The organism is Klebsiella sp. P1927, assembly GCF_018204675.1.
Taxonomy (GTDB): domain Bacteria; phylum Pseudomonadota; class Gammaproteobacteria; order Enterobacterales; family Enterobacteriaceae; genus Klebsiella; species Klebsiella pneumoniae.
Genome location: NZ_CP073377.1, coordinates 2,400,686 through 2,425,647, shown reverse-complemented (window position 1 = coordinate 2,425,647; position 24,962 = coordinate 2,400,686). Strand labels below are relative to the sequence as shown.

General features: G+C 57.5%; 22 protein-coding genes. 4 read left to right on the top strand and 18 right to left on the bottom strand.

Going from position 1 to position 24,962, the window contains the following annotated elements:
• Positions 1-167 precede the first annotated feature (167 nt).
• The gene (locus tag KB892_RS12255; RefSeq protein WP_004199859.1) at positions 168-1,823 is read left to right on the top strand and encodes a putative bifunctional diguanylate cyclase/phosphodiesterase; all 1,656 of its coding nucleotides are present in this window, start codon (positions 168-170) and stop codon (positions 1,821-1,823) included.
• A 33-nt stretch (positions 1,824-1,856) separates the two neighbouring features.
• On the opposite strand, the gene iroE is transcribed toward KB892_RS12255, so the two are convergent.
• The 7 genes from iroE to KB892_RS12220 all read right to left on the bottom strand — a co-directional run bounded on the left by iroE (position 1,857) and on the right by KB892_RS12220 (position 9,295).
• Complete coding sequence (gene iroE / locus KB892_RS12250) at positions 1,857-2,792, bottom strand: siderophore esterase IroE (RefSeq protein WP_004148380.1); 936 nt, start codon at positions 2,790-2,792, stop codon at positions 1,857-1,859.
• A gap of 186 nt (positions 2,793-2,978) precedes the next feature.
• Positions 2,979-3,119 carry a hypothetical protein gene (locus tag KB892_RS12245; RefSeq protein ID WP_002904814.1) on the bottom strand — a complete coding sequence of 47 codons (141 nt, stop codon included), beginning with the start codon at positions 3,117-3,119 and terminating at the stop codon, positions 2,979-2,981.
• Positions 3,120-3,143: 24 nt separating this feature from the next.
• Positions 3,144-3,383: a hypothetical protein gene (locus KB892_RS12240; protein WP_004143442.1), complete on the bottom strand. Its 240-nt coding sequence runs from the start codon at positions 3,381-3,383 to the stop codon at positions 3,144-3,146.
• 416 nt (positions 3,384-3,799) lie between these two features.
• Positions 3,800-4,243: a PTS sugar transporter subunit IIA gene (locus tag KB892_RS12235; RefSeq protein WP_002904819.1), complete on the bottom strand. Its 444-nt coding sequence runs from the start codon at positions 4,241-4,243 to the stop codon at positions 3,800-3,802.
• On the bottom strand, positions 4,233-5,678 hold the full coding sequence (locus KB892_RS12230) for a sugar porter family MFS transporter (RefSeq protein ID WP_004143440.1): 1,446 nt from the start codon (positions 5,676-5,678) through the stop codon (positions 4,233-4,235). Before KB892_RS12230 ends, KB892_RS12235 begins: the two co-directional genes overlap by 11 nt.
• Before the next feature lie 744 nt (positions 5,679-6,422).
• Positions 6,423-7,751 (bottom strand): 6-phospho-alpha-glucosidase, encoded by a 1,329-nt coding sequence (locus tag KB892_RS12225; RefSeq protein WP_004143438.1) that lies wholly within the window; start codon positions 7,749-7,751, stop codon positions 6,423-6,425.
• A gap of 11 nt (positions 7,752-7,762) precedes the next feature.
• Entirely contained in the window at positions 7,763-9,295 is a 1,533-nt protein-coding gene (locus KB892_RS12220; RefSeq protein WP_004199860.1) for a PTS transporter subunit EIIC, read from the bottom strand.
• Between the two features lie 267 nt (positions 9,296-9,562).
• Here KB892_RS12220 and KB892_RS12215 point away from each other — a divergent pair, with 267 nt between their 5' ends.
• Entirely contained in the window at positions 9,563-10,261 is a 699-nt protein-coding gene (locus KB892_RS12215) for a GntR family transcriptional regulator (RefSeq protein WP_002904825.1), read from the top strand.
• A 5-nt stretch (positions 10,262-10,266) separates the two neighbouring features.
• Here KB892_RS12215 and KB892_RS12210 read toward each other — a convergent pair whose 3' ends face one another.
• A complete protein-coding gene (locus KB892_RS12210) occupies positions 10,267-11,010 on the bottom strand; it encodes a sulfite exporter TauE/SafE family protein (protein WP_004199862.1) in 744 nt (247 codons plus the stop codon).
• Between the two features lie 111 nt (positions 11,011-11,121).
• On the opposite strand from KB892_RS12210, the gene KB892_RS12205 reads away from it, so the two are divergent.
• Together KB892_RS12205 and KB892_RS12200 are read left to right on the top strand one after the other, a co-directional pair.
• Positions 11,122-12,006, top strand: a complete 885-nt coding sequence (locus KB892_RS12205; protein WP_002904829.1) for a LysR family transcriptional regulator — start codon at positions 11,122-11,124, stop codon at positions 12,004-12,006.
• 111 nt (positions 12,007-12,117) lie between these two features.
• On the top strand, positions 12,118-12,993 hold the full coding sequence (locus KB892_RS12200; protein WP_004199863.1) for an NAD(P)-dependent oxidoreductase: 876 nt from the start codon (positions 12,118-12,120) through the stop codon (positions 12,991-12,993).
• Positions 12,994-13,075: 82 nt separating this feature from the next.
• Here KB892_RS12200 and KB892_RS12195 read toward each other — a convergent pair whose 3' ends face one another.
• The 10 genes from KB892_RS12195 to KB892_RS12150 form a co-directional block, all read right to left on the bottom strand.
• Positions 13,076-14,233 (bottom strand): CdaR family transcriptional regulator, encoded by a 1,158-nt coding sequence (locus tag KB892_RS12195; protein WP_002904834.1) that lies wholly within the window; start codon positions 14,231-14,233, stop codon positions 13,076-13,078.
• Positions 14,230-15,405 (bottom strand): glycerate kinase, encoded by a 1,176-nt coding sequence (locus KB892_RS12190; protein WP_004199865.1) that lies wholly within the window; start codon positions 15,403-15,405, stop codon positions 14,230-14,232. The genes KB892_RS12195 and KB892_RS12190 overlap by 4 nt, the downstream gene beginning before the upstream one ends.
• A 13-nt stretch (positions 15,406-15,418) precedes the next feature.
• Entirely contained in the window at positions 15,419-16,789 is a 1,371-nt protein-coding gene (locus KB892_RS12185) for an MFS transporter (RefSeq protein ID WP_004176181.1), read from the bottom strand.
• 76 nt (positions 16,790-16,865) lie between these two features.
• Positions 16,866-17,744, bottom strand: coding sequence for an SMP-30/gluconolactonase/LRE family protein (locus tag KB892_RS12180; protein WP_004148392.1), 879 nt, complete (start codon positions 17,742-17,744; stop codon positions 16,866-16,868).
• Positions 17,745-17,757: 13 nt separating this feature from the next.
• The gene (locus KB892_RS12175; RefSeq protein WP_004199866.1) at positions 17,758-19,095 is read right to left on the bottom strand and encodes an MFS transporter; all 1,338 of its coding nucleotides are present in this window, start codon (positions 19,093-19,095) and stop codon (positions 17,758-17,760) included.
• Positions 19,096-19,230: 135 nt separating this feature from the next.
• Positions 19,231-20,421, bottom strand: coding sequence for a thiolase family protein (locus KB892_RS12170; RefSeq protein ID WP_004179834.1), 1,191 nt, complete (start codon positions 20,419-20,421; stop codon positions 19,231-19,233).
• 11 nt (positions 20,422-20,432) lie between these two features.
• Positions 20,433-21,167: a 3-oxoacyl-ACP reductase FabG gene (gene fabG, locus KB892_RS12165; protein WP_002904841.1), complete on the bottom strand. Its 735-nt coding sequence runs from the start codon at positions 21,165-21,167 to the stop codon at positions 20,433-20,435.
• Positions 21,168-21,178: 11 nt separating this feature from the next.
• Positions 21,179-22,771 carry an acyl CoA:acetate/3-ketoacid CoA transferase gene (locus KB892_RS12160; protein ID WP_004199867.1) on the bottom strand — a complete coding sequence of 531 codons (1,593 nt, stop codon included), beginning with the start codon at positions 22,769-22,771 and terminating at the stop codon, positions 21,179-21,181.
• Positions 22,768-24,324 carry a class I adenylate-forming enzyme family protein gene (locus tag KB892_RS12155; protein ID WP_004199868.1) on the bottom strand — a complete coding sequence of 519 codons (1,557 nt, stop codon included), beginning with the start codon at positions 24,322-24,324 and terminating at the stop codon, positions 22,768-22,770. The genes KB892_RS12160 and KB892_RS12155 overlap by 4 nt, the downstream gene beginning before the upstream one ends.
• A 248-nt stretch (positions 24,325-24,572) precedes the next feature.
• Positions 24,573-24,962, bottom strand: coding sequence for a VOC family protein (locus KB892_RS12150; RefSeq protein WP_004176179.1), 390 nt, complete (start codon positions 24,960-24,962; stop codon positions 24,573-24,575).

The following is a 24,962-nucleotide window of genomic DNA, read 5'->3' as shown; positions in this document are numbered from 1 at the left end:
TCGGACGGCCTGGTCCACTACGCTTAATGAGAGCGTCCGCCGCGACTACTGCGGTGTCCGGGTCAGAAAGAGGCCAACAAAAGGCCATATCCTTGTATTCTTAATAGGCGTAATTCTGCTATATCTAATGCGTTTTGCCACGACCGAGCCACAGAGAGCGCTGTACCATGAGTAACGATCACCTGACGGATATTGCCTATCGCCACTTTATTGAAAGCGTTAAAGATTATGCCATCTATATGCTGAGCGCCGACGGCACGGTCATTAGCTGGAATGAGGGCGCCCGCCGGGCAAAAGGGTACCTGAGCGACGAGATCATCGGTCGCTACTTCGGTCTCTTCTATAGCGAAGCTGAGCAACTCTCCGGTGTACCCGCAAAAAACCTGGAAATCGCCCTGCGTAGCGGGCAGTTTGAAGGGGAAGGCTGGCGGTATCGCAAAGACGGGTCCCGATTCTGGGCGCATGTCATGATCGATACCATCCGCGATGAGCAGAACACCCTGCTGGGTTTTGCCAAAATTACCCGCGACATTAGTGAACAGAAGGCGATTAACGACCGCATCGCCTGGATGGCGCGCTACGATGCGTTAACCGGTTTACCCAATCGGGTGGAGTTTTTTGAACGGGTGGAGAAGCTGATCACTGGAAATGATGCCCGCCGCTTTGCCATTTTCACGATCGATTTAGACAAATTTAAAGAGATTAACGATCTGCAGGGCCATCTGATTGGTGACCAGCTGCTGCAGCGCGTGGCGGGCGCCGTGCTCAAAACGCTGCAGAAGGAGGAGATGGTCGCCCGCTTCGGCGGCGATGAGTTTGTGGCCGTTAAACCTTTTTCCGATGAGGGTGAAGTGGATGCCTTTGCTGCGCGCCTGTGGCGCTGCTTCAGCGGTAAGCAGACGTTTGCCGCGACGGAAGTGGTTCTCTCCGCCAGCATTGGCATCTCAGTCTACCCGGAGGACGGCACGGATATTAATACGATACTGAGCAATTCCGATCTGGCTATGTATCGGGCAAAAAGCAGCCTCGACCATAAGATTTGCTGGTATGAACGTGAAATGGATGACAAGACGCGGCAGCGCAATATGATGGCCGCCGATATCCGGCGCGGTATTCACGCCGGGGAGTTTTCGCTCCACTATCAGGCTATCCGCAACATCAAAGATCGTAGCATCACCGGTTACGAGGCGCTGCTGCGCTGGCAGCATCCGCAGCTGGGGACGATCCCGCCGGACGTGTTTATTCCCATCGCCGAAGAGAGCGGCGCCATCGTGCCCTTAGGTTACTGGGTGCTCGAGCAGGTGTGTAACGAATCGCTGGAAAATGGTTTGAACAGAAAAGTTTCGGTCAATATCTCTCCGGTGCAGTTGCGTCATCGTAGCTTTATCGAAAAAGTCCGCGAGATCCTGATGCGTACCGCCTACCCGGTCAGTCTGCTGGAGTTTGAGGTCACCGAAACGGCGTTTGTGATCAATAAACAGCTGGCGTTCAGCGTTCTGCATCATCTGCAAAAAATGGGGATCAGTATTGCGCTGGATGACTTTGGCACCGGTTACTCCTCCCTGAGCATGCTGCGCGATTTTCATTTCGACGTCATCAAACTCGACCGCAGCTTTATGACAGATGTGGAGAGCAACCCTCAGGTACGCTCATTCGTGCGAGCCATTATTTCGCTGGGCAATTCGATCAATACGCCGCTTATCGCCGAGGGGGTGGAAACGGCTGGACAACTGCAGATCCTCGAAGAGGAGGGATGTGACGAAATGCAGGGATTTCTGTTCGGCGAGCCGGTCGATATCAAACACCTGCCCGACCGGCGCTGATGCGCCCACCCTCCGCTGGTGGGCGTAAGGGCGTTACTGATGCGCAAGCGCTGCCTGCCCGGAAAGATGCAGCAGCGCCGAGCGCAGCGAGACCTCGAACATCTGACCGTGCGTCAGACCGGGGTAGCGCCAGAAGGCTACGGTCAACCCTTTACTGGCAAGCTGCTGTTGGGTTTGACGCAACACCTCAAGCGAGGCCTCGTGCCCGGACGGCTCTCCACGGGCTTTACCGTCACCCTCGAGTAGGTACAGCGATTTCCCGCGAAAGCGGACGGCATCAAGACTTTGGCTTGCCTGCAAAGGCGATTGCAGGGCCTGACCTAGCGACGGGCTGGCGGAATAGTAGATCCCGAACGGCGAAGCCTTCCTCCACGCGTCGAGCACAAACAATCCGCCGTAGGAGTGGCCCCAGATAGCGCGCTGGTGGGGATCTATTTTCAGGTTAGCTTCCGTCTGGGGAACCATCGTTTCGGTCAGCAGCTGGCGAAAAACATCATTGCCCCCGGTTTTACGCGGCGGTAGCGCGGGTTTCCCGGCGCGAGGCTCATGCGTCTTTAGCGGTGGGGTGTAATCCCAGGCGCGGGCTGCGGTATCAAAGGGCAGCGCGGTCTGGTAGCCGATAGCGACGATCACCGGCGGGGAGCCGGCGAAGAGCTGCTGCAGAAACGCGTCGTCGAGTTTATCCATCACCGCGTTGCCATCCAACATATACAGTACCGGATAGCCGGCGGCGGGCGGGGCTTTGTCCGGCACTGCGGTCCATACCCGGTAGTGACGTTCGCCATCGGCAGAGTCATACTGGCGTTGCGTAAAGTGGTAAAACGCCGACCCTTTATCCGCAATGTTCGGCCCCAGCGGCTGAAGATCCGGCCGGGCAATACTGCCGCTGCTGTAGAAGAGTGCGCCAATCGCCAGCGTCAGCAGCCCGCTCGTACGACCTGTTGTGATGCTCCCTGAACTCAACTTCACCTCGTCTGTCCCCCTGTTTTGTTGCTTCTGGCGTTATTGTTGGGCTGACACGTTAGCACAGCTTTTATGATAATGGTTCTCATTTCTTTTTCTGGCGTTGCCACAAACTGTATGCTGGGGGAGCGGGTGACGGGATAAACGGAGATGACGAAGATAAGGACCCTGTAGGCGGTCATAAAAGAAAATTCAGGAACGATCGTGAAGGTGACTCAACAGTTTTTTGACCAGCGGAGTGAGCGCAATAAACAGCAGCGCAATAATTACGATCAGCAAGAGCGTCAGCCCTTTATGGTGGCTGATAAGCACCAACAGCATCGCCAGCGTCATGGTATGATCCTTTAATAAATGGCGTTAACCACCGCCAAGGTGAATAAAATTCAACAGAATGGTTATGACCACCCAGGCCAGCAGCAGATAGCGTCGTTTATCGCGTCGAGCTTCCAGCGCAGCAAAATAGTTAGCGCTGTACCAGGTCGATATGATAATAGCCAGCGTGATGATGACCTGCCAGATCGCCTCGCTGAAACCGGTGACGATGCTTATGCCACGAAAGCAGAGGACAATCGCAATACCGTTAAACGCATTACACATCAGCCATCCCCACAGACTTGCGGGTCGGCTAAATAAATATCCCAATCGTAAAACCAATGTCGTATTCACCCTGCAAAAATAATCGCGCTGTAAAATGCATTTTAACGATCGAACAGGTATTGATATAAATCAAAACTAATGGAATACCGCAGGAATCACTGGCGTACGGCGCTATCAGCGCGAGCAATAAACCTGAGGATCAGTAGCCCTGGAGAATATTTAACTCATTGTTTTAATAACATTTTAGTTATGAGATACCTGCGGTAACGTGCGTACTTCAAGCAAGTAGCAATACGTTGGTTTCTCTGGTTATTATTACCATTGAGGTTATAACGGGGAGAATCAGATTATTCGCCATGTTTGCTGGGCGAGGGGTGAAAATCCGACCGGGGCCAGAGCTCCGGTCGGTGTCATACTTAATGGGGCAAGGCGTTATGCTGCAGAATTTTCAGGAAATCATGTTTGTCTGAGATTAATGACAGTGCGTTAGCGATCAGCTCATCGCTAAATATCGAGGCAATTTCCTTGAGTACGTCAATATGCTCTTTCTCTTTCGCGATCACGCCGATGGCAATAAACATTACATTGCTCCGATCCCAGATTACGCCATCAGGAAACTGATAGATCTCAATCCCGGTTTTAAGGATGATATCCGTCGCGGATTTCGGCAAATGCGGCAGGGTGATGCCATTGCCTAAAAAGGTCGAGACCTGATGTTCACGCTCCAGCAGAAAGTGGACACATTCCTGATTGACATAGCCTTTGGCTTTAAACTCCGCGCCGATCATGGCGATGACTTCCGCTTTATTACTGGCTTTGCAGCCAATATGCAGATTATCCAGCGTGATGTTATCGATCATAACCAACCTCCCTGGTGAGACGAGTGGATTTTTTATCTTCATGGTTTGCTGACAGCTCTGCTTCTAACTGCTCAAGCGATTTATTAGAGGTCTCGGGCAGGGCAAAGACCACGAAAAGAATGGCTAAATAGTTAATGGCGGCGAAGATAAAGAAGACTGGCCCAAGGCCCAGTTTTGCCTGCAGCAGCGGGAACAGATAGCTGACCACCGCGTTCATGATCCACATGAAAAATACCGAGATCCCCATCGACAGTCCGCGGAATTTCAGCGGGAACAGTTCGGCTAATACCACCCAGGTAATAAAGCCCATGGAGCCCTGCATCACGCCGACGAACAGCGCGCCCAGCAGCCAGATGGCGGTAGCTTTCAGGTCACCCACCAGGGTGTAATCGACAGCGGCGATAATCAGATGCAGGGTTGCCATAATGGCGAAACCGTAGATGATGATTGTCTTACGTTTGAAGCGGTCGACAAGGAACAGTACCCCGATCAGCATACCGCCCACGGAGAAAACACCGTTCAGCACGTTGCAGATCAGCGAAGTACGCTCTGAGAAACCGGCGGCACTCAGGATTTCCGTACCGTAATACATAATGACGTTAACGCCGGTGGTTTGCTGCAGTGCGGCCCAGGTAATGCCGACCAGCAAAATTTTGAGGATCCAGGGTGTTTTGACAATCGTCGCAAAGGTGCTCTGGGCGCTGTACTTATTACCAGCTTCAATTTTGATCAGGGTAGAGATGTCATCGTACTCCTTCTGCGCGCGTTCCGCCGGGCGGATTTGTTTGAGGATATGCAGCGCTTCATCATGACGATTTTTGCTGATCAGCCAGCGCGGGCTTTCCGGCGCGCGCCACATGCCAACGAACAGGCAGATGGCCGGAATCGCTTGTACCAGCAGCATATAGCGCCAGACGTCCGGCAGATGGCCCCAGATGATGCCAATGATCGCGTTGATGGCAAACGCCGCCAGCTGGCCAATGACGATGGCGACTTCATTCAGGCCGGTCAGCTTGCCGCGCATCTCGGTAGGCGCCACTTCTGAAATAAAAGTGGGGGCGGTGACCGAAGCGCCGCCGACGGCATAGCCCAGCAGGGCGCGGGCAATCAGCAGGGTAGTGATATCGGGGGCCGCGGCGGAAAGCAACGCGCCGATGAGAAAAACAAAGGAGAGAAAGAGTAAATATTTACGCCGGCCGAAGTAATCGGCAAATTTGCCGCCAAACACGCTGCCCAGCGCGGCGCCGACCAGCAGAACGCTCATTACCAGCCCTTCGGTGGTTGGGGTCAGCGCCATGTACTGCTTCAGTGAGGAAAAGGCGCCGTTGATAACGCCGGTGTCGTAACCGAAAAGCAGGCCGCCGAAGGTGGCCACTAAGGTGATCTGATGAAGTCGTTTTCTCTGTTGCTGGTTCAGGTTTGTTATAAATGACATGGTAGTCCCTTTATTTTGTTGAACGACACAAGATAAAAATACATCTCCCCAGTCAGGATTTATCACGCCTGTGTTGTCGTATCTAACTGAATTAAATGATTTTCTTCTTTATGTAATTGCTCAGCACAAGGCAGGGTACGCTAAGCAATGGCGGTCAAAGAGGTTTACGGCTTGGTGTTGACATGGATGTAGTCGATATCCGTTCTCCTTTGCGGGTTAGCGGTCTTTAGTGCGTCAGTCGCGACGACATTTGCCGATGAACAGCGCTCTGGTGTGGCACGTTGCTGTCGCTCCGGCGATTTACCGTGGTAAGAATATGGCACAAAGAAATGGAATGAACATGCAACAAGATCACATTATGAAAATTTAATTTCAATTCAGTGTTGCAGAATGGTAAATGCATGAAGCCAATCACAAAGGCTAAAGGGAGTATATCCCCATGAAAAGCAGGTTAAATTTACAGTGATGTAATAATGATGTTGTTTTCAGTGGGTTAATGTAAATCGAAGAATACTACGCAGATCACATTTTTACGCCATAATATTGAAGAATAGAATTTATATTTCATTGTCACGTTCGGGGCAAAATGAAGATAGAGGCCTTTTACCTCCGGTCTGAAGGGGAAATGAGCGGTTCGCTTTGCCCACGGGGGCGGAGGTTAAGGATGAATGCACCACCGGGGGAAACACCGGGTAAAAATGCAGAGAAGGGGGATTCTCTGCATCTTACCCATCACGAAAAAGATCAGTGCAGTGCGGGCCAGTAGCCTTCGTTGGCGACGATCAGTTCATCGAGGATGGCTTTCGCCACCGAAGCGCTGGGCACCGTTTTCGACAGGGCGATGGCCTGCCACAGTTTCTGGTAACTGCCCTCAATCCAGGCGTCAACCACCAGTTTCTCAACTGCCACCTGCTGCTCCATCAACCCTTTCTGGAATGACGGGATTTTCCCCATCGCCAGCGGTTCCGGACCATTAACGCCCACCAGGCAGGGGACTTCCACCATCGCCGTCTCATCGAAGTTGGCGATGGCTCCGTTGTTCTCGACGATCAACAGCATCCGCTCCTGGGTGTTAAAGGCGATGGCGCAGGCGAGGTCGACGATAAAGGTGGCATGGGCCCCGGCATGGAAATGCGCGCCTTCCGCCGTGCCGCGACGGGTGATCTCCCGGGCCATATCAAAGACCTCTTTTTCGCGTCCGGCCATCACCTCGTTGGCCCGCGTAAACTCCGGGTCGGAATGCGCCACTTCATAGTCCGGGTAGAGATAGTATTTCAGATAGGTGTTAGGCAGCGTCGACGGATCGAGGGCAAACACATCCTTCACCTTTTTAAAGGTCTCGATCCAACTCGGCGCCTTATGCTGAAAGTCTTCTTTTGGGCTGCTGTATCCCTGCTCCGCCACGTGACGCTTCAGCGCCGGCATCAAATCGTTACCGGCTTTATCGGTGATGCTGGTCCACCAGCCGAAGTGGTTCAGGCCATAGTAACGAACGTTCAGCGCTTTGCGCGACGGCAGGCCGAGGATGTCGGCGAACAGACCCTCGATAGCCACCGGCATATCGCAGATGTTGATGATGCGCGCGTCGGGCCGCAGGCGACGGGTCGCTTCCGCGACGATAGCCGCCGGGTTGGAGTAGTTGAGCATCCAGGCCCCTGGTGCGTACTGCTGCATATAATCGACCAGCTCCAGCACCCCGGCAATCGAGCGCATACCGTAGGCAATCCCACCCGGACCACAGGTCTCCTGGCCCGGCACGCCATATTTCAGCGGGATCTTTTCATCCTTTTCCCGCATCTCATACAGGCCAACGCGAATATGCGCCATCACGAAATCGACGTCGGTAAAGGCCGCCTGCGGATCGGTGGTATAGCTGAACTTCACCTGTGGGAAGCGTTCAGCCACCAGGATGGCACAGGCGTCGCCGATAGTCTTCTGACGCTGGTGATGGTTGTCATACAGACGGATCTCCCGCAGGGGAAAGCGCGACATATTTTCCAGTAACATCATCACAATCCCAGGGGTATAAGTACTGCCGCCGCCGGCAATGGTGACCACAAAATTATCTTTCATTTACCACCTCGTTATTCAATAACACCCAGACTGGCGTTGACCGCCGTTCGAATTTTGTTAACTCCCAGGCCATAGATAACCTGGACATGGTTTCCTTTAATCAGCACGCTGCTCCCGCCGCTCTCTTTCAACAGCGTCTGCTGGATAAGGGCGGGGTCCCGCACATCAACCCGCAGACGGGTAAAACAGTTGCCCACCGCACAGACATTCTCTTTCCCTCCCAGCCCGGCAATCACCAGCGCGCCTTTATCCGGATGCTCGCTATTAGCCTGTTGCGAATGCTCATCTTCGGCTGCGGTTTCGCGGCCCGGGGTGAGCAGCCGCAGACGGGTAATACAGAAGGTGCCGACCAGGTACATGGTCGCGGTTTCCAGCAGACCGAGGGCGACAAACACCGGCCAGCGCGTCGCGCTGACTCCCGCCGGGAGGTTATAGACGACGAAATCGATGAGACCGTTAGTGGCGCAGACCCTGACGTGAAGCAGCCAGGCCAGCATCTGGAAAAAACCGTCCAGCAGGGAGTAGATAAGCCACAGCAATGGGGCGGTGAAGATAAAGAGAAACTCAAAAGGTTCGGTGATCCCCACCAGGACGGAGGTAACAATCAAGGGGATCAGCGTGACTTTCAACCGCTGCTTATTCTCCGGTTTCGCCGTACGGTAGAAGGCGAGCGCCATGCCGGCGGTGCCAAAAATCTTCACCATCCCATAGGTGAGGAAACGGGCGGAATCACTGAGCGCGTCAACGGGGTGGCGGGCGATTTCGGCCAGGAAAATAGGCTTAGCGCCAATGACGGTCTGACCATCGATCAGCAGCTGACCGCCGATAGAGGTAAAAACGAACGGCGACCAGATCAGATGATGCAGCCCGGTGGGGATCAGGAACCGGTTGAGAAAGCCGTACAGGAAGACCCCGATGGCGCCAAAGGATTTCATAAAGCCGGTCAGCGCCGAGATGCCCAGCTCCACTACCGGCCAGAGATAGACGGTGGCGATGGCGAACATGCCAACCAGCGGCAGCATCACGATCAGCACCAGCTTACTGTTGCCGTAGATCGACAGCGCGCCGCGAAACTCAATCCCAACCACGCGATTATGGACAAAGGCGACAGCGCAGCCAAGGATAATCCCAAGGAATACGCCCATATCGATAACCTGAAAACCGAAGATAAAAGTTTGTCCGCTGCCGTACAGTTGCGCGTTGGTGGTTCCGGTCGCCAGGCGATGGGTGAGGGTTAGCCAGCTATTATTCGCCGCCAGGTACATCAGCCAGGTCATGGCCGCCACGAAGGCCGCTTCGGCCTTGCGGGTTTTCGCCAGACCGCTGGCCAGCCCAAGGCAGAACAGAAACCCAAGATGGTTCATCAGCGCCCAGAGCATACTGGAGACAAATTTCCCCATCAGGTAGAGCCCGCTGCTTTCATCCACCCACAGCCGGTTGGTCGTCATGCTGAACAGGGCGATCAACAGGCCGATAGCTGGCAGATACAGTACCGGCCCGATCATCGCCTTGGAAAAGTCCTGAAGCTTTTTCACTCCAATCATGGTTGTCCTCTCGTCTTTGCAGACCGCTGTCATCACCTGATGAATAGGCTTATCAGACTAGGAGCAGACCACCGGGATCCCGAGCAGGAAAAGGGCCATCTGTGACGAAAGTCATATATATTGTTGCTGGACAGATATATAAATATGGCGTGATTTATAGATGTGTCATTGTTGATTTTTTCGCTGAGAGATAAAAATAATCATTTAATTACATGAAGTTATTCATGCTTGCCGTTGACTAACGCCACTCCATCGAGACATCTAAAAGTGATTTATAAAAAGATTGCCACTGAACTGCGGACCCGCATCAACAGCGACGACTATGCCGTCGGCGATATGCTGCCCAGCGAAAAAGCGCTCGCCGCGGAGCTGAAGGTCTCGGTGATGACGCTGCGCAAAGCGCTGGCGCTACTGGAGGAAGAAAAGCTGATCGCGCGGCGGCACGGCAGCGGAACCTGCATTGTGCGTAAAAGTAACTATCATGGCGGGGAACTGGAGGGCTTTAACTACCAGATGCAGGTGGTGGGCGTCACCAACTACCGTAACAAAGTTATTGAATTTACGCTGCTTGATGCCCCGCCAGCCATTGCCCAGCAGTTAAAGATCCAGCCGGGGGAGAAAGTGTATTACGTCAGACGGCTGCGGCTGATCGATGAGGTCCCAATCCTGGTGGAAAACAGCTATATCCCCTTCGCCACCTTCCCCTGGCTCAGCGTGGGTAACCTCGAGCAGTCTAAGTTCAACTATTTCAAAAAAGAGTGCCATATCACCATCATCGAGAGCCACCGCAGCTATACCCCGGTGCTGGCGACCCGTGAGCAGGCGGAGCTGCTGCAGGTGGCGCCAAACAGCCTCCTGCTGCGGGTGCAGTCGATCAGCTACGCCCAGAACCGGGCGATCGTCGATTTCTCAGAGATCTACCAGAACACCAGTAAGTACAATGTGAAGCACATTACCCGCCGCTAGAGGATTCAGACCAGCCATCCCCGGGCGATCAGCTCTATCCCCAGCGCCAGCAGGAACAACAGAAAGCCCTGACGAAAGCGCTGCGGGCTGAGACGCGAGCGGATCCGCTGTCCCAGCCACATGCCGAGCAGCGCCGGCAACAGCGCCAGCGCCGAAAATAGCCATGCATCATCATGCCAGCCATCGTGCAGGGCGAGGCCGGCCGCCAACGCCAGGGTGGAAAGGGTGAACGACAACCCCAGGGCCTGCACCAGCTCGTCGCGACGAAAGCCCAGCGCCTGTAGCCAGGGAACGGCCGGAATAACAAATACCCCGGTCGCCCCGGTGATAACGCCGGTCAGCCCGCCCATGAGCGGCGACAGCCACTTCTCCACGCGGCCGGAAACCTGAAACACCGGACTGCAGAGCGCATACCCGGCATAGACTATCAATGCGGCGCCAAGCGCCAGCGCCGACCACCGAGGATTGAGGCCGATCAGCAGTGAGGATCCGGCCAACGTGCCAATAATAATCCCGGTCATCATAAACCAGAGACGGCGTACAATCTGCGCCAGCGCCGGGCCTGCCAGTAACTGCCAGAGATTGGTGAGCAGCGAGGGAAGGACCAGCAGCGCCGCTGCGGCCTGCGGCGGCATCAGCAGGCCAAGCAGGCCCATCGCCACGGTGGGCAATCCCATGCCGGTCACCCCTTTGACCAGCCCGGCGGCAATAAAGATCAACAGGAAAGAGATCGTGTGTAAATCGAACATTATGGCTCACTTTTCAGGGGAGAAAGGGGCATTGAAACAGCTGGTCGTGAGGGCCACAATGCGGTATGTTGGCCATAGACTACGGAAAAACCGAAGGGAAAGGAGGGCCTGATGCGACTGGATCTGGCCGATCTGCGGCTATTTATCGCCATCGTGGATACCGGCAGTATCACCGGCGGAGCGGCGAATGCCCATCTGGCCCTGGCGTCCGCCAGTGAGAGGCTGCGCAAGATGGAGGCCGAGATCGGCGTGCCGCTGTTGCACCGTCATGCCCGCGGGGTGACGATGACAGAGGCCGGGGAGGTACTGGCGCGCCATGCCCGCCCGCTTCTTGCGCAGCAGCAGCGTCTGCGCCAGGCGATGCACGCCTTCGCCTGCGGTCAGCGGGGGACGCTGCGCCTGTTCGCCAACACCTCGGCGATGTCGGCCTTTCTGCCGGGGAAGCTCGCCGCCTGGATGGCAGCGCACCCGGCGGTGCAGATCGAAACCGAAGAACGCACCAGCGCGGATATCGTCAGCTGTATCCTGGCGGGCGTGGCGCAGGCCGGAGTGGTGTCCGATGCGGTCGACCCCGGGCCGCTGCGCCTCGATCCCGTCGCTGACGACCCGCTGGTGCTGATCGTGCCGCCAGCTCGCCCTCTGGCCGAAAAAGAGGAAGTGGCGTTTGCGGCGGTGCTCAACGAGCCGTTGGTCGCCCTCTATCAGACCAGTGCGCTACAGCAGCATATCGAACAGCACGCAGCTGAACTCGGCCAGGCGCTAAACGTTCGGGTCAGGATGAGCCATTTTGCAGGGCTTTGCGAGATGGTGGCGCACGGCGCCGGCGGGGCGATCCTGCCGCGCGTTATTGCCGAGCGTTACCGGCAGCGCTATTCGTTTGCCGTCATCGGGTTACAGGACCGCTGGGCGCAGCGCCGTTTGTGCCTGTGCTACCAGGATGACGCCAGCCTGTCGCCAGCGATGCGCCGCTTACTGGAATGGCTTCGTCAGCCTTGAGAATATCAGTGACAGTGTCACTTTTCATGCCCGTTATTGCTACTGACATCCGTGCCAGAGATGCGATAGTAGAGGTCCGCTTTTATTAAGACGCGAATCAGGACAGACAAGATGAGTACATTACCAAAGGTCGCGGTGCTGGGACTCGGCGCCATGGGACACGCTTTTGCCAGTAACCTGCTGAAAAACGGCTTTACCGTTGCCGGCTGGAACCGTTCGCCAGCCCGCGGCGAAGACTTACAGGCGCATGGGTTATCTCTGCACGCCACGCCGCAGCAGGCGGTGGCCGATGCCGAGGTGATCATCAGTATGCTCGCCGACGGCGAGGCCACCCTCGAGGTACTGGCGCAAATCGCGCCCGCCTCTCAGCCGCAGGCGATCTATTGCCAGATGGGCACCATTGGCCTGCCGGAGACCCGGCAGGCCATCGCGTTGTTGCGGGAACTTCAGCCAGCGATGACCTATATCGATGCCCCGGTGTCGGGGACCAAAGCCCCCGCGGAGAAGGCACAGATCCTGGTGCTCGCCAGCGGAGATAGGGAAAAGGGCGCCGCTGCCGAACCGGTGTTTGCGGCTATCTCCCGCGGGACGCAATGGTTTGGCGAGGCGGGCAACAGCCAGAAAATGAAGCTGGTCCTCAATGCCTGGCTGATTTCGATGATGCAGGGCATCGCGGAGAGCGCCCAGCTGGCGAAGACGCTGGGCTTCACCCCCGACCAGCTGTGGAGCGCCCTGGAAGGCGGCCCGCTGGCGGCGCCCTATGTCAAAGTGAAACTGGACGCCATCGCCAGCGAGCAGTATACCCCGCAGATGCAGCTGGCGCATGCCCTGAAAGATGCCCGGCTGGCGCTTTCCCTGGCCGAGCCGCACACCATGCCGGGGCTGGAAAACATCGCCGAACTGTGGCAGCAGGCGGCGGACGCGGGATATGCCGGAGAGGATTTGTCTGCGGTATATCAGTGGCTGTCGCCGTCGTCAAAAGCGTAGTTTCCTACCCACGCCAGGAAAGAAGTGGCCATAGTGGCCACTTATCCTGGCGGATGGGGCATCAATTCGAATCTACCGTACGTTAGCTTAAGCTATCAATCCATTCGCTCTGGCGCGGATTCAGCCGGCGATAACAGTGTACCGACACCGCCAGCTGCGTCAGGTCGGTGAAGACCATCGGATCGAGCTGTATATGCTTTTTAATTTGCTGCAGCCGATAGGTGAGCGTATTACGATGAATCCCCAACAGCAGCGACGTTTTGCCCGGTTCGGCATTATTGGCAATAAAGCTGCTCAGGGTATCCAGCAGCACTTCGCCGGAATCATGCTCAAGCAGCTGGCGTACGTTATTGATAAAAAAATTGACCATATAGCTGTCTTCCAGCACCCTGAACAGGCAGAGCATTGCCATTTCGCGAAAGTAGTAGATCTGCCGCTGCGGCTGCACTTTGCTACCCACTTCGATCACCGAGCGGGCGAACCGAATGGCCTCGCGAATGTCCGGGGCGCTGTCCGCCTGCACGCCAATCCCGATATGGTAATGGCTTATCTGATTACTCAGTACAAACTCAATGCCCCGCAGCAGAGTTTCCTGGGCTTCGCTTAGCGCGTTGAGGATCAATATTTCATGGCTGCCCAGCAAAATAACGTCACTTACGCCGGAGAGCTGCGAGAATTCCCGCAACAGCGTACTCAGTATGTCGCTTAACTGATGCTGTTCGACCTGCACGGTCACTACGATCGGAACCCGCGGTGTATCAAAATCGAAACCAAGTTCCAGCAGGCGATGAAGCGCTTCTTGCCCGGCGGGCGTAGCCCCTTGTTCCAGATACTGACAAAACAAGGTGTCACGCAGACGTTGCCGCCAGTTGGTTTCCCGCATCTCTATGGCCTGGCGGACCAGCAGTTCGGCGGTGAGCACCGCCAGTTCAGCATAGCGGCTTATCGCCGCGGGATCGCCGCTGATGCCTACCACCATCACCACGCGATCGTCATAGATAATGGGATGATTAATACCAGGATGCACGTTGTGAAAACGCGCGGCTTCCGCGGCGTTGTTAATACAAATGCGTTTCCCGGTGCGTATTACCTCCCGGGCGACTTCATGCTGTTCGCCGATACGATGCCGTTCACCTGAGGCAATGATCTGTCCATGATGGTCAATGACATTCACGTTATGATGAATTATCGCCATTGCCCGGGCGACAATTTCATTAGCCAGCGCTGTTGTAATAATCATACAGTTATCCGCTTATGTGCCTCTCCGTGCCACCCGCTCAGAAAGGTTCGTAGAACATTCTCCGCGGCGTCGGCGAGGAGCGGTTCGCATGTGTTCATCGACTCTGCCAGCGCCATAGGGCGCTGGCAAATAGACCACATTGCGTCAATATGGTGTTGATATAATTGCCGGCTGCTCTCATCACGCCCGCCGCAAAGGGCCACAACCGGCACGCCATGGCGTGCGGCTTTGCCTGCCACGCCCACCGGGGCCTTACCAAAGGCGCTCTGCCGATCGAGCCAGCCTTCACCCACGATCGTCAGCGCGGCATCGCGAAGATGGTCGTCGGCGTTAAGCAGCTCCAGCACCAGGTCAATGCCCGGACGCAGCGTGGCGCCGGTATAGGCGATAAGCGCAGCCCCCATACCGCCCGCGGCCCCGGCGCCGGGCCGTCCGCTGACGTCGAATCCGAGGGTTTGCGTAAGCAGCTGGCTATAATGCGCCATTCCCGCCTCCAGCTCGCAGAGCGCCGCCTCGTCCGCGCCTTTCTGCGCCCCATACACCCAGGTGGCGCCATGCTCGCCAAGCAGAGGGTTAGTGACATCGCAGGAGGCCTGTATTTCGCTTTGCTGTAGACGCGGGTCCAGACCGCTCAAATCGATGCGCTGAATATGCGCCAGGTCCTGACCTGCCGCGGGAGCCGGCAGCAGGGTGCCGTCCTTACGCCAGAATCGTGCGCCGAGCGCCTGGGCAAAACCGATGCCGCCATCGTTGGTCGCGCTGCCGCCCAGGCCGATAATCAAATGCCGACACCCGGCGTCCAGCGCCGCCTTTACCTGTTCGCCCAGCCCGTAGCTGCTGGCCTGACGCACATCCCGCTGCGCTGGCGGCGTGAGTTCGAGCCCACAGCTTTGCGCCATCTCGATAATGGCCCGCTCGCCGGGCAGGATCAGGAAATCCGCCTGCAGGTAGAAGCCATAAGGCGAGGTACAGCGCTGCTGTTGCCACACCGCCCCCTTAAGCAACGGACTATCCGCCAGAGTCGACAGCAGTCCCTCTCCGCCGTCGGACACGGGCATTTCGACCAGCTCCAGCGTCTGGTCAACCCGGCGCAATCCCTGGGCTACCGCTGCGCAAGCGGCCTGCGCGCTACAGCTACCTTTAAACGAATCCAGCGCGATAACAATCTTCATACGTTCTCCTGCGTTAATGCGCTTTGCGCGGCGTTTTATCGGTGGTCATGAGCTGTAATAACATCCCCAGCAGCGCACATCCCGCCATGGTAAAGAAGGCGTAGATATAACCCGCTGGATTTTCCCAGCCGCCGCCAAACTGAATGAGCCAGCCCATAAGCAATGGCGAAATGCCGCCGCCGATAAACATCGCCGTGGTGATAATTCCGTTAGCGGTAGAGGTGGCGCGTTCTTCGGCGGAGTCCGACGCCATGGCGTAGTAGATAGGCCACACGGCGTTGGCCACCAGGCCAAAAAATAGCTGAATGGCGATAAGGCGCGGCATATTGGTGGCGAAATAGAACAGCGCAATGCCGATACTCATCCACAGACCGCAGACGATCAGGGTTCGTTTACGGCCAAAGCTATCCGACAGCCAGGGCCAGATTACCTGACCCAGGGTACCGGTAAGCGTGAAGATAATACTCAGCCCGGCGGACGCCGCCAGCGACAGGCCGGAGACGTGATAAAGATACGGGGGCAGTACAACGTTAATGCCCATATAGACGATTTGCGTCAGCAGGGTATTGCCCGCCGTCAGCGAAATATTGCGGTTGCGCAGGGTGCGTAAAAAGGTCTTCATCCCTTCGCCTTTGGCGACATGGCTGCTTTCCTGCGTCGCCGGGCGCGTCAACCCCTGGCTGTCGATATGCTGATAAAGCGTGTTGATGCGGTCGGCGGTAGAATATTTTGCCCAGAAGATCATTAGCGGGATGGCGACGAGCAGCGCCAGCAGGAAGCAGTAGCGCCAGCTGCCTTCGCCAAACGTGGCAAGCACCAGGCTTGCCACCACGCCGCTCAGCAGCGCGCCAATCGGATAGCCGGTATGATGCACCCCCAGCGCAAAACCGCGCTTCTCTTTCGGCCACCACTCCGCGGTGTTGCTGACGCCGACGGGTTCGCCCCAGCCGGCCCCAAGGTTGACGCCCACGCGCAGCAGCACAAAGGCCGTCAGCCCGTGGCTGATCGCTTTAATCCCGGAAATAAAAGACAGCGCGGTATAGCCCAGCACCAGCGGTACCTGAAAGCGCGCTCGTTTCCAGCCAGACCCGTAGCGATCGCTCCAGATGGAGCCGGGAATATCCAGCACCGCAAGGGCTACCATGATCAGGGCGACGATATTGCCCCACTGTTCCGGCGAGAGCGAGAACTCCTTAGAGATGACCGGGCCAAGGCGCAGGATCATCTCGCGATCGTAGGCGTTAAGCACCCAGATTAGCCAGCAAACCAGTAGCGAAACCCAGGAGAAGCGATGTATCAGCCGCTTTTTGCCACGTTGTTCACCGGCAGGTGTGTGATTGATTGTTGTCATAGTCGTGTTTACTCCGCGGCGTCGCGACAGCATGATGCGCGCCGCCTGGTGTCAGGGTCAGAGTCAGTTCGCCGGGTATTATTGTTATCGCGGCGAGCCGGTGATTCGTTTAGCCGGCGAAGCGCCGTTCCGCTACGCCGGTCACGCCCAGGTCGTAAATGGCGAACAGGCTGCCGCGCAGCTGATTATCTTCCGGGAAGCGCGGCAGGGGCGGCTGCGCCATGGAGGTGACGTACAGCACATCAAGGTTTTCGCCGCCGAACATCACGCTGGTCACTTTTTTCACCGGCATCTCAATGATGCGATCGACCTTGCCCTCCGGGGTATAGCGCACCAGCTTGCCCGCGTAGACCAGCGCGTTCCACAGATAGCCTTCGCTGTCCACGGTGGCGCCGTCCGCCGCGCCGCCTTCGCTGCGATCGACATGGCAAAAGACCCGTTCGCCGGAAAGATCGCCGGTCGCGGTGTTGTAGTCCCAGGCGCAGATTTCGCCCGTCCAGGTATCGGCAAAATAGAAGGTCTCGCCGGAGGGGCTCCAGCAGGGGGCGTTAGAGACGATAATGTCTTTCTTCAGCACGTGCAGGGACAGATCGGGGTCCAGGCGATATAGCGCGCCGCTCGGTTCCTCTTCGCGCATATCCATTGACCCGAACAGAAAGCGTCCCTGACGATCGACTTTGCCGTCGTTGAGCCGGTTAAAGGGTCGGTCCGCTTCCGGATGGTGCAACAGCGTCAGCTCGCCGCTGGCGAAGTCGAGCAGATGAACGCCATTCTGCAGCGCCACCACCGCGCCTTCGCCGTTCTGGCGCAGGGCGAAAGAGCCAATTTTCTGTCGCACGTCCCAGCTCTTGATCGCGCCGCCCTGCGCGTTGCAGGCGAACAGGCGCCCGTCGAGGCTGTCCACCCACCAAAGACGCTGCTGTTCGACATCCCAGACCGGGCTTTCGCCGAGTCGGGTTTTTAAATCCAGTAACACTTCAATACGCATAATGGCCTCCTGATTACACTTTTTCGCCGTGGGCCTGTTTCGCCGATACGGAGCCTGGGGATGAGGAACTTTTGAGAAACAGGGACACCAGCGCGCCGATAATCAGTAGCGCGACAGCGAACCATAAGCCGGACGTTGCCGCACCGGTGCGGTCCTCAAACGCGCCGAGAATAAACGGCCCGAGAAAGCCCCCGCACAGCCCGAGGCAGTTGAGCAGGCCGAAGCTGCCCGCCAGCATATGCCCGCTCATGATGGATGGGAGCCAGTTAAAGATGATGGATTGCATAGCGAAGAACATGAAAGCGGCCAGCGAGAAGCCAAGCAGCGCCACACCGTGGCCGGCAATGGCGCCAATCGCCATGCCGGTCGCCATGACCAGATATCCGGCCATCAGCATGCTGCGGGAACGCTGTTCCGTGCGGGCGAATCGCGGCAGCAGGATCCCACCCGCGGCGGCGGCAATCCACGGGATGGCGGTCAGCAGACCAACCTGCAGCGGAGTAAGCTGGCCCCAGCTACCGATGATCCCCGGCAGGAAATAACTCAGGCCGTAAACCGAAAACTGGTGGGTAAAGTAAATCAGCACCAGCAACAAAAACACTCGGGTGGACAGCGCGGTTTTCAGGGAGAAACGGCTCGGCGTATGGCGCGTTTCCTCGGCTTCTTTCGCCAGTACCGCGTTAATGGCTTGCACATCGTCGCTGTCCAGCCAGCGGGCGTCGGCTGGTTTATCCGGCAGTCTGCGCCAGACGACGAACGCCAGCGCTATCGCAGGCAGCCCTTCGATAAAGAACATCCACTGCCAGCCGTGCCAGCCGGACATGCCATCAAGGCTTAATAACAATCCGCCCAGCGGCGCGCCGATAATATTGGCCAGACAGACCCCCAGCAGGAACAGGCCGGTGGCTTTTGCGCGCTCTTCGCGGCCAAACCAGAGGGTGAGGTAGTAAATAATGCCCGGATAGAGTCCCGCTTCGGCGGCGCCGAGCAGAAGGCGCATCACGTAAAAGGACGTAGGCCCGGTGACAAACGCCATACCGCAGGAGAGGATGCCCCAGGTAATCATGATGCGAGCTATCCAGCGCCGTGCGCCAATCCGGGTGAGAAACAGGTTACTGGGGATCTCCAGCACTGCGTAGGTGAGAAAAAACAACCCGGCCCCGAGGCCGAATGCGGTTGCGGAAAGGCCGATATCCACCGACATGGTCGCTTTCGCCATGCCAATATTGGTACGATCAATAAAGCTGATGATGTACGCCACGATAAGCAGCGGCATCAAATGGCGGTAGATTTTTTTATGGGTGCGTTGCAGCTGCGTCCCGTTTACCGCCTTTTCATTTATTGCGGACATGGTTATTATTTCCCCGTATTCGTGGTCAGAAGCCTTGCCGGGATCGAGACGATCCCGTTCGTCAGCTCACAGGTTGTCGCCGGGTGCTGACCCGAACGACGCCCGGCCCGAAGCCCCACTTCGGGCCGTCTTTTGCTAAGCGCCTTCGCGCTCGAACAGCATAGAAATCCCCTGGCCGCCGCCGATGCACATGGTGACCAGACCAGTGCGTGCGCCGCTGCGCGCCATTTCATACATCAGTTTGACAGGCAGGATCGCACCGCTGGCGCCTACCGGGTGGCCGAGAGCGATCGCGCCGCCGTTGACGTTAACGCGGGCCGGGTCGAGACGCAGATCGTTCATCACCGCCAGCGCCTGAGCGGCGAAAGCCTCATTGAGTTCAATTAAATCAATGGACTGCACATCTATATTGAGACGGTCCATCAGGCGTCGGGTGGCGGGAGAGGGACCAAACCCCATAATCTCCGCCCCGCAGCCGGCGACCGCCCAGCCGCGAATGCGCATGCGCGGGGTTAAGCCGCGTTTTTCCGCCTGCTGGCGGGTCATCATCACCAGCGCCGCCGCGCCGTCGTTAATGCCCGATGAGTTGGCCGCCGTCACCACGCCGTCGGCTTTAAACGCCGGACGCAGCGTGGCGAGCTTTTCACGCGGGGTGTCGCGCGGGTGTTCATCGGTCGCAAACAGGCGGGTCGCTTTTTTGCCGTCCGGCACCTCAAGGGCCAGGATCTGCTCGCGAAAGCGACCCTCCGCGATCGCCTTCAGCGCCTTCTGCTGGCTCGACCAGGCAAAATCGTCCATCGCTTCGCGGGTAATACCGAAGCGTTGCGCGACGTTTTCCGCGGTGATGCCGTTGTGATAAGGGCCTTCCGGCCAGGTGAGAATGGAGATCAGGCCATCTTCCAGCTCGCCATGGCCCATGCGATAGCCATCGCGCGCTTTACGCAGGTAGTAGGGCAGCTGGGTCATATTTTCAGTGCCGCAGGCGACGACCACCTCGGCCTGGCCGCTTTGCAGCTGCATCATGCCGTCCGCCAGGGCCTGAAGTCCGGAACCACACTGGCGGTTAACGGAATAGGCGGTGCTCTCCTGCGGGATCCCCGCGCGCAGTTGGCAGATGCGGGCGATAAAACCGCTTTCGGCGATTTGCCCGACGTTGCCGACGATCGTTTCGTCGATATCCTGCGGCGCAATCCCGGCGCGGGCGATCGCTTCGCGAATGACGGCGGCCCCAAGGTCATGCTGATGGGTATGTTTAAGACTGCCGTTAAACGTGCCAATAGCGGTACGGACGCCGCTGACAATCACAATATCATTAGCCTGGGTCATTGTTTTTCTCCTTACAGCACCATGCCGCCGCCGACGTTAATCACTTCACCATTGATATAGCGCGCGCCATCGGACGCCAGAAACGCCACGCACTCGCCGACGTCTTTCGCCTCGCCGGCGTAACCCGCGGGAATTTTGCTGATCATGATTTGCCAGACGTTTTCCGGTACGCCGCGCGTCATGTCGGTATCGATAAAGCCCGGGCAGATGGCATTCACCGTGACACCTTTTTTCGCCAGTTCGCGGCAGGCGGTTTTGGTCATTCCCACCACGCCGGCTTTTGACGCCGAATAGTTGGTTTGCCCGACGTTGCCAAGCCAGCTGGCGGAAGCGATATTGATAATGCGGCCCGCACCGCGCTCGCGCATGCGGATAGCGGCCTGCTGCATACAGAGGAAAGTGCCTTTCAGATTAACGTCGATAACCGTGTCCCAGTCCGCTTCCGTTAATTTGTGCAGCATGGCGTCGCGGTTGATTCCGGCGTTATTCACCAGAATGTCTACCGGGCCAAACGCCTCTTCGGCCTGGGAAAACAGGGCTTCGACCTGCGTTTTTTCAGCGATATTGCAGCTGATAAACAGCGCCTGTGCGCCCGATTCGCGCAGGGAAGCGGCGGCGGCTTCGCCGTGTGCATCACGATCGGCGATAATCACTCGCGCGCCTTCCCGCGCAAGCACCTGGGCAATGCCAAAGCCGATACCGCGTGCGGCGCCGGTGACAATGGCGGTTTTACTGGCAAGTTTCATAGCAACGTTCCTTATGAGTCAGAGGATGAATTCCGGGACAGATGTTCCGCGAGACCGCAGGGCGGCGGGGCGAACAATCGGCTGTCCATAACCTGAAGATCCGCGGCGATCGCCGGATGAAAATCCATATGCGCCAGGATGTCGCGCTCAAGATCGATGCCGGGGGCGATTTCCGTCAGCACCGGTCCTTCCGGGCGCAGTTCGAAAACCGCCCGTTCGGTGACGTAATGCATGGTTTGTCCTTTGGCGCGGGCCAGTTCGCCGTTGTAAGAAATCTGGTTTACCCCGGCGACGAATTTACGCACTTCGCCTTCGCGGCGGATATGCAGCGCCCCGTGTTCACAGGCGATCTCCAGCCCCTTGGCGGTAAAAGAGGAGCAGAACACGACGTGGCGGGCATTCTGGGTGATATCGATAAAACCGCCCGCGCCGGGGCAGGATGCGCCGAGCCGTGTGGCATTGACGTGCCCGTGCGGGTCCATCTCGCCGGCGCCCATAAAGGTGATGTCGACCCCTGCGCCGTTGTAGTAGAGCATTTGATCCTGGTGGCTAATCATCGCGCTCAGATTACGGCCGATACCGAAATCCACGCCACCCGCCTGCTGCCCGCCGTAGATCCCTGACTCGACGGTGATGGTGACCTGCTCCCCGAGCTGTTCCTCGTGAATGATGGCGCCAATCACGTCATTGGGAATACCGGTGCCGAGATTGATGACGCAGCCGGGGGTCAGATAGCGGCAGGCAATCCGCCCGATAAGCTTGCGCAGGTCCAGCGGCAGCGGCGCATTTTGCGCGGCGGGCAGCTGGATATCGCCGCACAGCGCTGGGTCGAAGGCCCAGCTTGAAGTCTGGCGGTGATCCGTCTGCGGCTCTTCGCACACCACAATGGCGTCGATCAGGTTGCCGGGAACGGTGATGCTTTTCGGATGCAGCGAGCCTTTCGCTACGCGATATTTCACCTGCGCCAGCACCTTCGCCCCGTAGCGTCTGGCGGCGAGAACGGCGTGCAGGACTTCCAGCTTCATCACCTCTTCATCGGTCGTGAGGTTGCCGTCTTCATCAGCATGGGTGCCGCGCACAATGACCACGTCCAGAGGAAGAGCCGGATAAAACAGATATTCGTCGCCGCGAAACGTGACGTGCTCGATCAGATTGGGTCGTTCGCGGGTGCGGGCGTTCATCCTTCCGCCCTCTATGCGCGGATCGACAAAGGTACCGAGACCGACGGGAGAAAGCCGCCCCGGCAGTCCGGCGGCCATCGCGCTATAGAGATGAACGATCTGCCCCTGCGGCAGGCACCAGGCTTCCACTTCGTTGTTGTTGATCATCGCCATCCAGCGCGGCGCCAGGCCCCAGTGCGAACCGATAAGGCGGGTCACCATACCCGGATGGGCAAAGTGCTGGATACCGCGCTGGCGATCGCTTTGCCCCGCGGCATGCAGTAGCGTCAGGTCACGCGGTTCGCCCGTGGTCAGAAAGCGCGCTTCGATGGCGCTTAAAATGGACTCCGCCGCGCCGATAAGCGTCATCCCGACGGTGCAGACGGTGTCGCCGCTGGCGACCCACCGCGCCGCCTCATGGGCGTCGATAAATTTGCTGCTCACTTTTTATCCTCCGTTGATAGCGTGATGATGGATTCTGCGAGACGCGTTTTGAGCTGCTGTTTGCTCACTTTGCCGTTGTGGGTACGCGGTAAAGCACGGGTGAAAATAATGCGCGCCGGTAGCTTAAAACGGGCGATTTTGACCTTCAGCCAGTCGAGGATCTCTTCGCTGGTCAGGTGATGCTGGCCATCCGGCACGATAAACGCCACGGGCTCTTCGCCGTAGACCGGGCTGGGGGTCGGGATGACGGCAACTTCCCGTACTCCCCGATAGGTAGAGAGAATGTTTTCCAGCTCCAGTGAGTAAATTTTCTCGCCGCCGCGATTGATCATGTCCTTGCTGCGGTCTTTGATGTACAGCCAGCCTTCGTCGTCGAGATAGCCCAGATCGCCGGTACAAAACCAGCCCTGCGCATCGCAGCTCGGGCGTCGCTCGCTGTGCTGCCAGTATTCGCGGATCACCACATCGCCTTTTAGCCAGATATGGCCGATTTGTCCGGCGGGGAGGGGCTGCTGGCGATCGTTGCGGATGGTAATGGCGAGACCCGGGATCGCCTGACCTGAACTGCCGCATTTATCGCTGCCCCAGACGTCGCCCGGAAAAATCGTCGCAGGCGAGGTCGTTTCGGTGAGGCCGTAGATCGGCTGAATCGCGGTATGCGGGAACAGGGTTTTTAACTCCTTGATCAGTCCATCGCTCAGGTGGCCCGCGCCGCAGGCAATCGTGCGCAATGCCGGAAAATCGCCGGGATGGCTGGCGCTCTGCTCACGCGCAGCCTGACAAAGAAGGATAAAAATGGTGGGCGAGCCGTGCAGAAAGGTAATGTTCTGCTCGCGCAGGGTGGTGATCACCTGCGGGGCATTGAACCGATGCTGCAGCCAGATGCTCGCGCCGAGGCTAATAAACAGCGCCAGCAGCGCCGACAGGCCGGTGATGTGATAGATAGGCACCGCCAGAATGGTGCTATCCGCGGCGGTGAGATTCAGTTTTTGCGTATAGGCGTCAATCGCGCAGAGCAGGTTATTGTGGGTGATAATCGCCCCTTTAGGCTCTCCGGTGGTGCCGGAGGTGAACATCATCACCGCCGTATCGTCGCGGTTAACCGGGACCGGCGGGCGGGTCAGCGGTTCGGGAAGGCAGAGCGCCTGCCATTCGCTGAGTGAAACCGCACGCGCGTCAGGGGTGTTTTTCAGCCAGTCCTGTACGGTCGCATCGAACAGGACAACCTGGGGAGCGATATGGCCTACCAGCGCCTCGCTTTCGGCCTGCTTAAGCTTGGTGCTGAAAGGCACCACTTCGATGCCCAAACCCAGCGCGGCAAAAAGGACTTCGCAAAAAGCGGGGTGATTGCCCCAGGCCAGCAGAATACGGTCGCCTTTGCGCAGCGACCAGCCGCGATCAAGCTGCGCCATCGCCCGCTGTACCCGCAGATGAAAATCGCGGTACAGATAGCGCCGATCCTCAAACGCCAGCGCCAGGGCATCCGGGCTGCGGGCGGCGCTGTGGCTCAGGGCCTGGTACAGATTCTGGAAGTCGGCGGAGGTGCTGTTCATGTGTCTCTCCTGATATCGCGTATTGAGTAGGAGTAGTCTGGGGAAATTCAGGAGAGGAAATTGCCGAATGGCTCACAATAGAAAATCAACAAAACAGAAGCAATTTTGTAACATTGCACAATGGGCAGGAGAGACCGGGTGGGGGAGAGATATCCGCGAATCAAACCGACGTGAATAATGCCAGAGGACGCTATCTTTTAGACCCGTATTAACCGGGCCTAAAAGAGTGAAGGGGTCAGCCCTGCCGCTTAGCGTTTACAGGCATCGAACTCGAGCCGTTCGCCATCGGGGCCGCGAATAAGCAGGAAGCGCACGTTGTCTTCTTCTATCGGCCCTTCATCGAGCGGATAACCGAGCGCCGCCAGCCGCTGCTGCACCGCATCCAGGTCGCTGACTTCCAGCGCCAGATGATCGATACCGCAGCGAGGGGCGTCAAAGGGCGTTCCAGCGGGAAGCTGATACAGCTCGAGGACGGCGCCCGCCATTTCCAGGAACGCAACTTCAATAGTGCCCTGTGGCGATGGCTTGCTAAACCGCTGCTGGCGCTGAAAGCCCAGCGGTTCATAGAAGGCAAGCGAACGCGTTAAGTCACTGACCTGATAGCCAATATGAGCAATCGTGTTGATAAGTTCGCGCAT

Excerpts from the sequence above, each read along its gene's own strand:
- KB892_RS12245 (WP_002904814.1), bottom strand. The coding sequence starts at position 3,119 with ATGACGCTGGCGATGCTGTTGGTGCTTATCAGCCACCATAAAGGGCTG.
- KB892_RS12220 (WP_004199860.1), bottom strand. The coding sequence starts at position 9,295 with ATGATTGGAGTGAAAAAGCTTCAGGACTTTTCCAAGGCGATGATCGGG.
- KB892_RS12255 (WP_004199859.1), top strand. The coding sequence starts at position 168 with ATGAGTAACGATCACCTGACGGATATTGCCTATCGCCACTTTATTGAA.
- KB892_RS12190 (WP_004199865.1), bottom strand. The coding sequence starts at position 15,405 with ATGAAGATTGTTATCGCGCTGGATTCGTTTAAAGGTAGCTGTAGCGCG.
- KB892_RS12210 (WP_004199862.1), bottom strand. The coding sequence starts at position 11,010 with ATGTTCGATTTACACACGATCTCTTTCCTGTTGATCTTTATTGCCGCC.
- KB892_RS12150 (WP_004176179.1), bottom strand. The coding sequence starts at position 24,962 with ATGCGCGAACTTATCAACACGATTGCTCATATTGGCTATCAGGTCAGT.
- fabG (WP_002904841.1), bottom strand. The coding sequence starts at position 21,167 with ATGAAACTTGCCAGTAAAACCGCCATTGTCACCGGCGCCGCACGCGGT.
- KB892_RS12230 (WP_004143440.1), bottom strand. The coding sequence starts at position 5,678 with ATGTCATTTATAACAAACCTGAACCAGCAACAGAGAAAACGACTTCAT.
- KB892_RS12170 (WP_004179834.1), bottom strand. The coding sequence starts at position 20,421 with ATGACCCAGGCTAATGATATTGTGATTGTCAGCGGCGTCCGTACCGCT.
- KB892_RS12175 (WP_004199866.1), bottom strand. The coding sequence starts at position 19,095 with ATGTCCGCAATAAATGAAAAGGCGGTAAACGGGACGCAGCTGCAACGC.
- KB892_RS12195 (WP_002904834.1), bottom strand. The coding sequence starts at position 14,233 with ATGATTATTACAACAGCGCTGGCTAATGAAATTGTCGCCCGGGCAATG.
- KB892_RS12235 (WP_002904819.1), bottom strand. The coding sequence starts at position 4,243 with ATGATCGATAACATCACGCTGGATAATCTGCATATTGGCTGCAAAGCC.
- KB892_RS12225 (WP_004143438.1), bottom strand. The coding sequence starts at position 7,751 with ATGAAAGATAATTTTGTGGTCACCATTGCCGGCGGCGGCAGTACTTAT.
- KB892_RS12200 (WP_004199863.1), top strand. The coding sequence starts at position 12,118 with ATGAGTACATTACCAAAGGTCGCGGTGCTGGGACTCGGCGCCATGGGA.
- KB892_RS12185 (WP_004176181.1), bottom strand. The coding sequence starts at position 16,789 with ATGCTGTCGCGACGCCGCGGAGTAAACACGACTATGACAACAATCAAT.
- KB892_RS12155 (WP_004199868.1), bottom strand. The coding sequence starts at position 24,324 with ATGAACAGCACCTCCGCCGACTTCCAGAATCTGTACCAGGCCCTGAGC.
- KB892_RS12205 (WP_002904829.1), top strand. The coding sequence starts at position 11,122 with ATGCGACTGGATCTGGCCGATCTGCGGCTATTTATCGCCATCGTGGAT.
- KB892_RS12180 (WP_004148392.1), bottom strand. The coding sequence starts at position 17,744 with ATGCGTATTGAAGTGTTACTGGATTTAAAAACCCGACTCGGCGAAAGC.
- KB892_RS12240 (WP_004143442.1), bottom strand. The coding sequence starts at position 3,383 with ATGTGTAATGCGTTTAACGGTATTGCGATTGTCCTCTGCTTTCGTGGC.